Raw genomic sequence first — 12652 nt, 5'->3', positions numbered from 1 at the left:
GGGCGGCGTCGCTCACAGCTCCCCCATCCGGCGGATCACCGGGGCGACCCGCTGCACCCCGTGCCGGTAGGCGCCGCGCGCCGCGCGGCGCACGATCTCCCGGACCGCGCCCGGCTCGCGGTCGGTGGCGGGCGCGCCCGGCAGCGGGCTGCCGTCCGGGCCGAGGTGGTGGCGGGCGAGGATGCCGGGCAGATAGCCGGGCGCCGTCGCGGGCGTGTAGTACGGGGTCAGCGGCGGCAGCCCGCCGGGCTGGGCCAGCAGCTTCGCGATCCGCTCGCGGGCGGCGTCGAAGGCGGTGTCGTACGAGCCGTCGGCGGCCACACCCTGCCGGGCGACCCAGTCCGCGTCGGGCTCCGGACGGTGCCCGGCGTCCAGCTGGTCCCAGGAGGCGAGGCAGCCGGAGCCGGTGAAGTGGTGGTTGCCGAGCACCTCGCGCACCCCGAGGTCGGTGAGGACCACGGTCGGGATGCGGCGGTGCAGCGACTCCAGCGCGGCCGTCGAGCTGACCGTGACCAGCAGGTCGGTGCGGTCCAGGACCTCCCCCATGTGCCCGTAGACCAGGCGGAGGTTGGGCGGCAGGTCGGCCCGCTGGGCGAGCTTCTGGTAGGGCAGCTCCTCGATGTGCGTGGTGTGCTCGCCCGGCTTGGAGCGCAGCTTGAGCAGCACCTCGCGCTCGGGGTGCTGCCGGGCGTGCCGCACCAGGCGGTCGAGCAGGTACGTGCGCTCCTTGCGTCCGGCGGGCACGGAGGGCTGGGCGGCGAACACGACCGTGTAGGGCTCGTGTGCGCCGGTGTAGGCCGCGCCGCCGAGGAACGGCAGCGCCACCTCCGTGACCGACGAGGCGTCCGCGCCGACCCCCTCGTACACGGCGGCGAAACGCTCCGCGTCCTGGCGGGAGTTGGCGAGGACGAGGTCCGCGCCGTGCCGCAGCAGCAGGCCGTCGGCGAGCTTCTCGTAGACGACGCCGACGTAGCCGGTGACGACCACGGGGCGGCGGGTGCGGCCCTCCCAGACCCGCTTGAGGCCGTGCAGCATGGCCTGCACGCCGCCGCCGACGAGGGCGAGCACGACGACGTCGTACTCCTTGTCCGCCATGGTGCGCAGGAACTCCACGGCGGTGACCTCGCGCAGCGAGTCGGCGGGGACGCCGACCTCGGCCAGCTGGCGCGGCGTGGGCGTGGCCCGGCCGCGCAGCAGGAAGCCGTCGAGCGCGGGGCCGGCCGCCGCGGCCTCGCGCGGCCCGGCTTGCGCCGGCCGCCCCGGCCCGGCTTCCATGGACGCGCCCGGCGCGATCCGCCCGGCGGTCAGCGCACCCCATTTCCAGCGGGTGTCGGAGTCCGCCAGAACGGCGATGCGCGGGGGCTTCGGTGTACTTGCTGGCACGTCGACGACGCTAGGAAGCGATTCCGATGCACGGCCCAACCCGGAATCAACGAGAAGTTAACAACATGCCACCGGAAACCGAACCGGGCCGCGGAATTCCCCGACGTACACGCGGTGCACCGTTCCGACACATGGAGTTCACGCCCCGTACGCCCACCGGAAAGTTCCGCAGCCGGGGCGCCTCCTAGCGTTTCGCAGGTGCCCAAGCTCTCCGTGATCGTGCCGTTCTACAACGTCCAGCAATACGCGCCGGACATGCTCAGAAGTCTGCGGCTCAATTCCCGCAAGGACTTCGAGTTCGTGCTGGTGGACGACCATTCCAGGGACCAGACGCCCGCCCTGCTCGAACGCGCCGCCGAGGAACTCTCCGGCGTCGCCCGGGTGCGGTACGTCCGCCACGAGGAGAACGGAGGACTCGCCACCGCGCGCAACACCGGTCTGGACGCCGCGGGCGGCGAGTACCTGACGTTCCTCGACGGCGACGACTGGCTCGCCCCCGGCTACCTCGCCCAACTGCTCGCCGCGATCGAGGAGCTGGGCTGCGACTTCGTCCGCACCGACCATGTGCAGGCCACCGCCCGTGCCCGTACCGTGCACCGGGTGCCGGTCGGCCGGCGGGGCGAGGTGCTGAACCCGCGCGAGTCGATCCTGCCCGCCGAGCGCAGCACCTCCGTCGACTACGCCTACGCCTGGGCCGGGATCTATCACCGGCGGCTGGTGGACCGGGGCCTGCTGCACTTCACGGACGGGCTGCGCACGGCCGAGGACCGGCCGTGGATCTGGAAGCTGCACCGCGAGGCGGAGTCGTTCGCCGTGGTCGGGCTGCTCGGCGTGTTCTACCGGCGCGGGGTCGCCTCCTCCCTCACCCAGATCGGTGACGTCCGTCAACTCGACTTCATCCGCGCCTTCGATCAGGTGATCGAGGAGACGGCGCGGGACACGGACGCCGCGCGACTGCTGCCGAAGGCGGTCCGCACGTACTGCGCGATCATCGCCCACCACCTCGCCGACGAGGGCAAGTTTGAACCGGCCGTGGCCAGGCGGCTGCGGGCGATGAGCGCGGCCGCGATCCGGCGCATGCCGCAGGACGCGCTCGACGACGTACTCGACACCATGGATCTGCACCGCGCGGCGAAGCTGCGGCGGCTGCGGCGCCGGATCACCACAGCGAAGGCGGCCGCGTGATGCCCCGTAACGACAGCAATCGCCCCGGAACCACGCAGATCTTCTGCGCCTCCACCCTCTACGGTGCCGCCACCCTGGCCGCCGCCCTCGAATCCGGCCTGTTCGCCGAGGCGGACCGGCGGCTGCTGCTGGTCTGCAACAACTCCACCACCCCGGAGATCACCCCCGCCCTGGACGAGATGCCGGGCTTCGCCCCGCTGCGCGCGCACTTCGACGGCGTGCTGTCCTGGAACGAGGCGATCCGCCCCTTCCACCCCGGCGCCTGGGCGCCGCGCCCCGACGACGTCCCCCTGTTCGAGCGGTATCTGCGCCTGCTGTGGGGGCTCGGCGAGGACCGGGTGGAACTGGCCCTGGAGTCGCTCCAGGTCGCCCCCGCGCTCTCGATCGCCACGCTGTTCACCGACGCGCCCATCGACGTCTACGCCGACGGGCTGATGAGCTACGGCCCCACGCGCAACAAGCTGGACCCGCTGGTCGGCACCCGGGTCCGCCGGCTGCTCCACCTGGACCTGGTGCCGGGGCTAGCGCCACTGCTGCTCACCGAGTTCGACGTCCCCGCGCACCTGGTGCCGACGGCCGCCTTCCTGAAGGTCCTCGGCGAGCTCGGCTCGGCCGTGCCGGAGCCGCCGGGGCTGCCCGAGGGGGCGGCGCTGCTGCTCGGCCAGTACCTGTCGGCGCTCGGCATCCTCTCCCCCGAGGAGGAGGAGCGGCTGCATGTGTCGATGGCGCGCGGGGCGTTCGCACGCGGCCACCGCGCCCTCGTCTTCAAGCCGCACCCGACCGCACCGGCCCGTTACAGCCGGGCCCTGGAGGCGGAGGCGGAGAAGCTGGGCGTGGAGCTGACCGTCCTGGACACGCCGGTCCTCGCCGAGGTGCTGTTCGAACGGGCCCGGCCCGCGCTGGTCGTCGGCTGCTTCTCGACCGCGCTGTTCACCGCCTCCGCGCTCTACGACCTGCCGGTCGCCCGGGTCGGCACCGAGCTGCTGCTGGAGCGGCTGACGCCGTACCAGAACAGCAACCGCATCCCGGTGGTGCTGGCCGACGCGCTCCTGCCGGACCTGGAGGAACGGCCCGGCGAGGAACCGGTGCCGGCGGACCGGCTGACCGAGCTGGTCACCGCGGTCGGCTTCGTCATGCAGCCGCAACTGCACCGCTCCCTGCGCCCGGTCGCGACCCGCTACCTCGCCGCGCACCTCTCCCCCCGCACCCGCCGTTACTTCCGCAGGAAGCGCCTCACCTCCCTCGGCCTCCCCGGCGGCATCCCCGAACGCCTGGCCTTCCTCCCGAACAACGCGACGGCACGACGGGTGGTGCGCCGGGCCCGGGCGGTGCGGAAGGCGGTGCGGCGTTGAGAGCGCGCCGATACGGCATACGCCAGGAATGACGGAGAGAAGGAGAGAAAAAGAGAAACAGGGACGACGGCATTCCGACGCGGTGTGTTGGGGTGAAGTTAACGAAGGCTCCATAGCTTCCCCCAATGTCACAAACAGCTTTTCCCTTCGCGCCATTGATGTCCGGGGGCGGTCCGCTATGACCCAGCAGGACATACGCCCGCCCGTCCACATCCCGTCCCGGCCCCTGGAGCGGGCCGGGACGGAGCGGGACGAGCCCGCGCGAACGGAGCCGGGGCGGGTGCGCCGCCCGCTGATCTCGTACGTGCTGCCGGTCTACAACGAGCAGGACGGCATCGCCGCCTTCCACGCCGAGCTGACCGCCGCGCTCGACGGCCGCCCGGACCTCGACGCCGAGCTGGTCTACGTCAACGACGGCTCGTCCGACGGCTCGCTCGCCCTGCTGACGGCGCTGGCGGACAAGGACGACCGGGTCAAGGTGGTGGACTTCGCCCGCAACTTCGGCCACCAGATCGCCATCACCGCCGGTCTCGACCTGGCCACGGGCGACGCGGTCATCGTCATGGACACCGATCTGCAGGACCCGCCGCGGGTCAGCCTCGAACTGGTCGACGCCTGGCGCCAGGGCGCCGAGATCGTCCACGCGCGCCGCCGCAGCCGCCAGGACACCCTCTTCAAGCGCGGCACCGCACACCTGTACTACAGGGTGCTGCGCTCCTCCACCGACGTCGACATCCCGCTGGACACCGGGGACTTCCGGCTGCTGGACCGCCGGGTCGCCGACGAGCTGCGCAAGTACCGCGAGCGCAGCCGCTTCGTGCGCGGCATCGTCGCTTCCATGGGCTACCGCCAGAGCGAGGTGGCCTTCGACCGCGACGAGCGGTTCGCGGGCGAGACCAAGTACCCTCTGCGCAAGATGGCCCGGCTGGCGGTCGACGGGGTGACCAGCTTCTCCACCGCACCGCTGAAGATGATCACGCGGCTGGGTTTCGTGGTGCTGGCGCTGTCCCTGGCCGGCATCCTCTACGCGCTGGCGATGAAGGCGTTCCGGCCCGACATCACCGTCTCCGGCTGGACGATGCTGATGGTCGTCACGCTGTTCCTCGGCGGCACGCAGATGCTGTCGCTCGGTGTGCTGGGCAGCTATGTGGGGCGCATCTACAGCGAGGCGCAGGGGCGGCCGCTGTATCTGGTGCGCGAGGTGATCGGCGGGCCGAAGGCCGATGACTGACACCTCGGCGGGCCCGGCCCCCGCCGCCGCACCGGCGGCCGGTCCACCGGAGGACCGCTCCCGGACCGTGCGCCAGTTGGTGCGCTACACCCTCATCGGCGGCAGCGGCGTCGCGCTGGACATGATCGTCTTCCTGCTGCTGCACAACACCGCCGGCCTGGACGAGCAGTGGGCCAACGTGCTCAGCACCACCCTCGGCATCGCCAACAACTTCGTCCTCAACGCGCTGTTCACCTTCGAGCGGCGCGACCGGCTCGTGGTGCGCTTCCTGCGCTTCTACGCCGTCGGGCTGACCGGTATCGCCCTGACCTACCTGCTCTTCCTCGTCTTCACCAACGCGCTGGGGATCGACGCCAACCTGGTCAAGGCGGGTTCCCTGCCGCTGGTCCTGGCGCTCCAGTTCGTGCTCAACAGAAAGTGGAGCTTCGCATGAACCTCGGCATCATCGGCGCGGGTGCCACCGGCCTGACCGCCGCCTGGGACGCCGTACGCGCCGGGCACCAGGTCACCCTCCTGGAGGCGGCGGGCGAACTCGGCGGGCTGGCGGCCTCGTTGGAGGTGGGCGGCGTTCCGCTGGAGCGCTACTACCACCACATCTTCCGCAGCGACAAGGCGATGATCTCCCTGATCGGGGAGCTGGGGCTGAGCGACGCGCTCCGCTTCCACAGGCCGACCACGGGCATCTACCGCGACGGCCGGCTCATCGACTTCACCACCCCGCTCGACATGCTGCGCTTCCCGGGGTTCTCCCCGCTGGACGCGGTGCGGTTCGCCGGGTCCTCGGCGGTGCTCAAGGCGGTGCGCGGCGGGGAGCGGTACAACGACCTCACGGCCCTGGCCTGGCTGCGCCGGCGGGCCGGCCGCAGGGCGACAGAGGCGATCTGGGAGCCGCTGCTGCGCGGCAAGTTCGGCGACCGCGCCGAGCAGGTGTCGATGGCCTGGCTGTGGGCCCGCATCCACTGCCGCACCTTCGAACTGGGCTATGTGGACGGCGGGTTCGAGCGGGTCTACGCGGCCCTGCGGGACGGCATCGAGGAGCGCGGCGGCAAGGTCGAGTTCGGCAAGGCGGTGAAGAGCATCCGGCAGGCCGATGACGCCGCGCCCGCCGTGGTGACCTGCGCGGACGACTCCCGCTACAGCTTCGACCGGCTGATCGTGACCACCCCGCAGCCCGCCTTCGCCAGGGCCGCCGGGCTGCCCGCGGACGACGCGGTGTGGAAGAACCAGTACCTGGGCGCCACCTGCTTCGTACTGGAGCTGGACCGCAGCGTGATCCCGTACTACTGGCTGAACATCAACGAGCCGGACTTCCCGTTCCTCGCGGTGGTCGAGCACACCCGGATGATCGACCCGTCGGTCTACGGCGGCCGGCACATCCTCTACGTGGGCAACTACGTGGAGCGTGAGGACTGGCGTTTCACCACGGAGCCGGAGGAACTGCTGACCGCGTTCCTCCCCTACCTGCGACGGGTCAACCCGGACTTCGACGCCTCCTGGATCAAGAACTGGCACTTCTCGAAGGCCGGCTTCGCCCAGCCGGTGGTGACCCCGGAGTACCGCTCCCTGATCCCCGGCCACGAGACCCCGATGAGCAGGGTCACCCTGGCGACGATGGCCCAGATCTACCCCCAGGACCGCGGCCAGAGCTATTCGGTGGAGATGTCCCGCCGGGTGACGGCGTCGCTCGGGCTGCGGTGAGGCGGCCGTACACGGTGGGGCCCCCGGTCGACCCGGGCCCGGGGGCCCGGCACTTCTACCGGCGCACGCACAGCACCGTCTTCGTGTCGCCGTGTGCCGGTGGGCAGTCGTAGGTGGCCTTGATGCGCTGCCACAGGGACGGGTCGACGTTGCCGGGCTGGAACCAGGCGCGGTCCAGGACGGCGTACGGGGCGGGGTCGTGGTCGACGCAGTCGGCGTTCTCCCGGTACGACGCGAGGTCGGCGACGTCCGTGAGGTAGCGGGTGCGCTGGAGGAACGTGGCGATCGGGTAGCGGCAGCGGGCGGGGTGGCCGACGAAGTAGGCCGTGTCGCCGAAGGCCAGGTAGAGGACCGGGGCGCCGACGGGCATCCGGGAGCGGAGCCGGTCGGCGTCCTGTTCGGTGCGGCGCATGCCGTCCAGGTAGCCGGCGTTGGTCATGGTGACCCTGCCGTGCTGCACCAAGTGCGGGGAGCCGGGCCACAGGCTCGCGGCCAGGCACACCACGCCGGCCGCCGCGGCCAGGGGGACCAGGGCCGACCGGCCCGGCATCCGCCCCACCGGGGACGTCCGGTCACGGTCGCGGCCGGAGTCACGGTCGCCGCCGAAGCCACCGTCGACGCCGAAATCACCGCCGCGGTCACGTGCGTGGACCTCCCGCAGCGCGTCCGCCCCGGCCGCCAGCAGGGGCGGCAGGACCGACGCCCAGACCACGGAAGCGCGCTGGAGGCCCTCGCCCGCCGACGCGTACAGCACGGGCAGCGCCCCGTACAGCAGGGACACCGCCACCAGGCACCACGGGGGCGAGCGGCGGGCGCCGCCCACGGCCAGGCCCCACAGAGCGGCGGCCAGGACGGGCATCTGGGCGCCGTGGTACAGGAACCAGTTGCCCTGCACGGCCACCACCGCCTGGGCGCCCGCGCCGATGACGACGGCGACCAGGGCGAGTTCGACGCGCCTGGCCCGTCCGCGCACCCGGGTCAGGAGCAGCAGAAGCGCTCCGGGCAGGAGGAGCAGGACCGGGGACTCCACCGCGCGGTCGGCCAGGAAGTCGACCGAGCGGTGGAGGAGGTCGGCCGGGTGGATGCCGGTGCGGCTCAGCGCGGACTGGTTGATCCGCGGCATGTCCTCGGTCCACTGCCACTCGTGCGTTCCCGCGAGCAGGCTCAGCCCGAACAGGGCGAGGGCGCCGGGCACCGCGACGAGGGCGGCGCGCACCGCCCGGCCCCGGTCGACGGCGTACACCAGGAGCAGACCGATCGCGGCGGTGGCGGCGGTGGAGTACTTCATCATCACCGCGAGTCCGAGCGGCAGCGCGGCGTACAGCGCCGCCGGCCACGGCCGGGCGGGGCCGAGCGCCGCCGCGACGGCGACGACGGTGAGCACGACGGCCGCCCATTCGGGCTGAAGGAAGTCGTTGCGGGGAGCGAGCGCGAGGGCGAGTCCGGTGGCGCCCGCGGTCAGCAACGCCTCGCGGCCGTCCGTCCGGCGCCGCAGCGCGGCGTACAGGGCGAGCGCGGCCGCGGCGGCGAGCAGCACGCCCGCCGCCTCCATCACGGTCTCCCGCGCCACCGTCCCGGCGGAGCCGGGGGTGAGCGCGTCGAGACCGGCGACGAACCACCGGTAGAAGAACGGCCGGTGGGTGAAGACCTCCGACGGCGAGTAACCGGCCTCGCCGCCGGTGCGCAGGGCGGCGAGGACGTAGTGCAGATCACCGGTGAGGCGACGGGCGGCCACGGCGTACGCCACGGCGAGGGCGGCCGGCAGGGCGGCCACCGCCCACCACGGCGACGGCCGGCGGCCGCCCTCACGCGTTCCCTCCTCGGCGGACGTGCCGTCGGCCAGGGCGGTCGCCATCCGTCAGCCGCCCAGGATGACGCGCAGGTCGGCGGCGTTCGCCTCGGTGACCTTCCACAGTTCCCGCTGCCGGCCGTGCACGTCGGCGACGGTGCGGTCGTGGTCGGCGAGCAGGTCCTTCGCCCGCTCCACCAGCAGGTCGGCGAGGTGCCGCTCGTGCACCGAGACGCCCCACTCGGGGCGCTCGATGTCGCGCAGGAAGTACGCCATCTTCGGGTGCGAGATCAGGCTGATGATGGGCGTGCCGCAGCCGAACGGGATCATCCCGGCGTGGCCGCGCATGCCGATCACCAGCTTGGTGCGGGCGTACAGGTCCCGGATCGCGTCGTTGTCGAAGTCGTACATCGGGACGACGGGCAGCGAGATGCCGTGCGCGCGGCGCAGGTCGAAGGCCATCTTCTCGTCGTCGAGGGAGTGCGCGACGCACCGCACCTCGGCCAGTTCGCCGAGGTCGCGGACGGCCTTGGCCATCTGGGCGAGGAAGTGGTCGTAGTCGTGGCCGAAGCGCAGCCCGGCCCGGTCGTAGGCGGCGTTGATCAGGATGGTGTCGTCGCGGCGGACCGGGTCCTGCCAGCCGGCGACGAGCTGCCGGGTGACGGTGGTCGGGCAGGGCTGGAAGCGCACCCTGTCGTGCAGACGGGCCGGGAGCATGCCGCGCACCTTCTCGATCGAGCCGTGGTTGCGCAGCCCGAAGAAGGAGGAGCGCTCAACGAGCAGCCGCAGCGACTCGCGGAACCGCCCCGCGCGGTAGGACTGGCCGTCGAAGGCGTTGAAGCCGACGGCGTACACCGCGATCGGCACGTCGATGCGGTCGAGCAGGTCGTCGGGGACGTTCCACTGCCAGGCGCTGTTGCCGTTGGGCATGGTGTCCGGGATGAACAGTCCGCCGCCGCCGATGACCAGGCCGCGGCGGGCGTTGACCCGGCGCAGCGCCGACTCGTCGAACAGCCGGTGGGCGTGGACCGGGTGCCAGCGGCGCGAGGTGGTGTCGGGGTCGAAGGCCAGCCGGACGCTCTCCGGAAGCAGTTTGTCGCCCGCGTTGCCCTGGCGGTCCATGTAGAACGCGACGTGCGCCAGCTGGTCCTCGGGGCTGCCCTGTTCCTGCGCGGGGACGGCGCCGGCGCGCTGCGCCCACAGCCGGCCGGCGCGATGGGTGGGGTCGACGGAGATTCCGGCGGTGGCGTACCGGAGCGCCTCGGTGTCCTCGCCGTGCACCCAGGCGATCTGGGCGAGCCGCGCGTACGCGGTGGCGGCCCGGTTGGGTGCGGCGGCGGCGAGCAGCAGCCGGGCCTTCGCCTCCTCGTACCGGGAGACGCTCATCAGGGCGTGCCCGAGGACCTCGTGCGGCCAGGCGTCGTCGACCGGGATGCGCACGCCGCTCAGGATGTCCACGGCGTCCTGGTAGTCGCCGGAGGCGATGTGCGCGGCGGCGACCTTGCGGGCGGTCTCGACGTCGCCGGTGCGCCGGACGTGCGCGGTGCCGTAGTGGACGACGAGGTCCTGGTGGAGGCCGCCGGGCAGGGCGAGGTAGGCGGCCTGGAACTCGGCGTCGGACAGCTCGAACTCCCGCCAGCGGTCCTCCGCCTGGCCGTAGCCGGCCTCGCCGCCCTGCCAGGGCTTGTGCCGGCCGGTGAAGTGCAGGATCGCGGTGTCCTCGGGGACGGGCAGGTCGCCGGAGAGCCGCCGCTTGACGAAGTTGTAGCGGGGGTCGAGGCGGACGAAGTCGCCGTCGAGGACGGAGTTGAGGATGCCCTGGTCGTGCTTGTCGAGCTCGTAGTCGCCCTCGCGGCCGCAGCGGTCCAGCCGCGCGCAGAACTCGTCGCTCAGGTACTCGCGCTGGATGACCAGCAGCCCGGAGTTCAGCTTGTGCTGTCCGTAGAAGAACTGCGGGACGGCGGCCAGTCCCTCGCGCAGCCGCAGCAGTTCGCCCAGGTCGCCGAGGACGACCATGTCGGTGTCCAGGGTGATGACGGTGTCGTACTCGCGCAGCCGGAAGACGTCGAGGATGAAGTACGCCTTGCGGACCAGGTAGTTGTCCTGGTCGCCCTTCTTGTACGTGTCGTAGCGGTCGGCGTCGACGCGGCGCAGCACGATGCGCGGGTGCAGGGCGCGGATCTTCGCGATCGAGCCGGGCTTGAGGTCGTCGTGCAGGACGACGAAGTCCTCGCACACGCCCGGGTTGGACAGCGCGAGGCTGCGCAGCAGGGCGAGGAAGCCGGGCAGGTAGTTCTCGTCGACGAAGGCGGCGAAGGCGATGCGCCGCTTGCCGGTGAGCGCGTGCGCGTCGGTGGCCGGGGCCGCGGTGGCCGACCGGTCGGGGAGGGTCGTGGTCATCGCAGGGATATCCTCATGTCGGTCACGCGCTGGGCCCGCTGCATGACCCATTCCTTCTCGCTGGTGTACTCGTGCACGGACGTGATGGGCTGCTTCATCGCGGCCTGCACGCGGTAGGCGCCGCTCTCGTAGAAGTCGAAGCCGATCAGGTCCAGGGTCGGGCTGACGTCCAGGAAGTCCAGCAGCCACAGCATGTTGAAGCCGGTGGTCGGGATGCCGGACCACTCCTCGGCGCTCAGCCTGCCGATGTTGCGCACGGGCCAGCGCAGCGACTCGTCGCCGAGGTTGTCCTGGGCGCCGGGGACGAGTCGGTTGCGCAGCGAGTGCTTCCAGTCCCCGGAGACACCGCCGAAGACGAGGCGGGTGGTGACCCGCTGGTCCCAGTTGAAGCCGTGCTTGTGGATGGTGGCGTGGATGTCGGTACGGCTGCCGGTGTGCCGGGCGTCGATCCGGTAGGAGTTGAAGCGCACCACGAGGTCGTAGTCGTCGATCTCGGAGCCCATGGAACTCGCGCCCACGCGGCCGGAGTTGGCGATCAGGCAGACGGACTTGCCGGCGATGAGGTTGCGGAACTCGCCGAGGGTGAGCCACCGCACGCCGCCCACGGTGGGGTCGGCGACGGGGCCGCGCATCCGGTTGCGGCGCTGTTCGGCGTAGAGCCCGACGACCTCGGTGAGGGCGGACAGGTCCCCTCCGTCGGCCAGGCGCAGGTCCAGGTACTGGGCGAGGAGCTCCTGCCGGTCGGCGACCGGGGCTCCCTCGGCGGCCTGCGCGAGCAGCGCGCCCACCAGCAGGGGTTCGGCGGCCTCGCGGTCACCGGCGGCGTGCGCGGCCAGTCCCGCGGCCCACACGTCGGTCGCGGGGCCCCGGGCGTGGGCGGCGGCGCCGGGCACCTGACGGCCCAGCACGTCGAGGAGTTCCCGTTCCCGCTCCCCCGCGAGCCGCAGCCCGGCGACCCGGGCGCGGACGCCGAAGCCGTCGTCGTCGGTGAGGCCGAGGTACTTCTCGTAGGCCTCGACCGCCTCGTCCTCCTCGCCGAGGGCCTCCATCAGCCGGGCGCGCAGCCGCCAGCCGGCCCGGGAGTTCTTCCGCTGGGCGAGGACGGTGTCGCTGACGACGAGGGCGAGGTTCAGCTCGTCGTCGTAGCCGCACTCCAGTGCCTTGTTGGCGACGGCGAGCAGCGCGTCCAGCACCTCGGCGCCGAGGGTCGCGGACGGCGCGGCGGCGCCCTTGACGGCGCGCTTGAGCAGGGCGGTGGCGCCGGTGGGGGCGGGCGCGGGGGCATTCGTGGCGGTGGTGCCCCAGGCCACGAGCAACTTCCTGAGCTGCTCCGCGAGTTCCACCCGACGGCGGTCGACGCTGCCGACGAGTTTGCCGCTGTGGACCGCGCAGGCGCGCAGGCAGTCGTCCAGCTCCCCGCCACGCGCACGTGCACGTCTCTTCTGGGCCGTGGTCATGGCACTCCTGGTCTTCGCCCGGTGTCCGGGCGGTGTTCTCGTTGTCGCTCCCGCGTGGGGGGCCTCCGCATGGCGGGGTTCCGGGCGAACCTAGGAAGCCAAAACGACGTACGGGTGAACACACCGGAACCAGGCGGACAAGGATTTCGCCGGCGGC

General features: G+C 72.2%; 9 protein-coding genes. 5 read left to right on the top strand and 4 right to left on the bottom strand.

The annotated features are described in order from the left end of the window. Positions 1-12: 12 nt before the first annotated feature. Complete coding sequence (locus OIE12_RS20245; protein WP_329137286.1) at positions 13-1383, bottom strand: DUF6716 putative glycosyltransferase; 1371 nt, start codon at positions 1381-1383, stop codon at positions 13-15. 198 nt (positions 1384-1581) lie between these two features. Between OIE12_RS20245 and OIE12_RS20240 the strand changes: the two genes are divergently transcribed. From OIE12_RS20240 to OIE12_RS20220, 5 genes are all read left to right on the top strand, one after another. Then, a complete protein-coding gene (locus OIE12_RS20240) occupies positions 1582-2568 on the top strand; it encodes a glycosyltransferase family 2 protein (protein WP_329137284.1) in 987 nt (328 codons plus the stop codon). After that, entirely contained in the window at positions 2568-3920 is a 1353-nt protein-coding gene (locus OIE12_RS20235; RefSeq protein ID WP_329137282.1) for an alpha-2,8-polysialyltransferase family protein, read from the top strand. Before OIE12_RS20240 ends, OIE12_RS20235 begins: the two co-directional genes overlap by 1 nt. A gap of 178 nt (positions 3921-4098) precedes the next feature. Continuing rightward, positions 4099-5151: a glycosyltransferase family 2 protein gene (locus tag OIE12_RS20230; protein WP_329137280.1), complete on the top strand. Its 1053-nt coding sequence runs from the start codon at positions 4099-4101 to the stop codon at positions 5149-5151. Beyond that, entirely contained in the window at positions 5144-5584 is a 441-nt protein-coding gene (locus OIE12_RS20225; RefSeq protein WP_329137278.1) for a GtrA family protein, read from the top strand. The genes OIE12_RS20230 and OIE12_RS20225 overlap by 8 nt, the downstream gene beginning before the upstream one ends. Beyond that, positions 5581-6849 (top strand): NAD(P)/FAD-dependent oxidoreductase, encoded by a 1269-nt coding sequence (locus OIE12_RS20220; protein ID WP_329137276.1) that lies wholly within the window; start codon positions 5581-5583, stop codon positions 6847-6849. The genes OIE12_RS20225 and OIE12_RS20220 overlap by 4 nt, the downstream gene beginning before the upstream one ends. A 55-nt stretch (positions 6850-6904) precedes the next feature. On the opposite strand, the gene OIE12_RS20215 is transcribed toward OIE12_RS20220, so the two are convergent. Genes OIE12_RS20215 through OIE12_RS20205 form a run of 3 tightly spaced genes read right to left on the bottom strand, consistent with a single transcriptional unit; the run spans position 6905 to position 12495 of the window. After that, the gene (locus OIE12_RS20215; RefSeq protein WP_329137274.1) at positions 6905-8704 is read right to left on the bottom strand and encodes a hypothetical protein; all 1800 of its coding nucleotides are present in this window, start codon (positions 8702-8704) and stop codon (positions 6905-6907) included. Positions 8705-8707: 3 nt separating this feature from the next. After that, entirely contained in the window at positions 8708-11038 is a 2331-nt protein-coding gene (locus OIE12_RS20210) for a glycosyltransferase (RefSeq protein WP_329137272.1), read from the bottom strand. After that, entirely contained in the window at positions 11035-12495 is a 1461-nt protein-coding gene (locus OIE12_RS20205; protein ID WP_329137270.1) for a glycosyltransferase family 29 protein, read from the bottom strand. The genes OIE12_RS20210 and OIE12_RS20205 overlap by 4 nt, the downstream gene beginning before the upstream one ends. Between the last annotated feature and the right edge of the window lie 157 nt (positions 12496-12652).

The organism is Streptomyces sp. NBC_00670, assembly GCF_036226765.1.
In the GTDB taxonomy this organism is placed as follows: Bacteria; Actinomycetota; Actinomycetes; order Streptomycetales; family Streptomycetaceae; genus Streptomyces.
The sequence above is the reverse complement of the archived record's forward strand: the minus strand, read 5'-3'. Positions and strand labels throughout refer to the sequence as shown.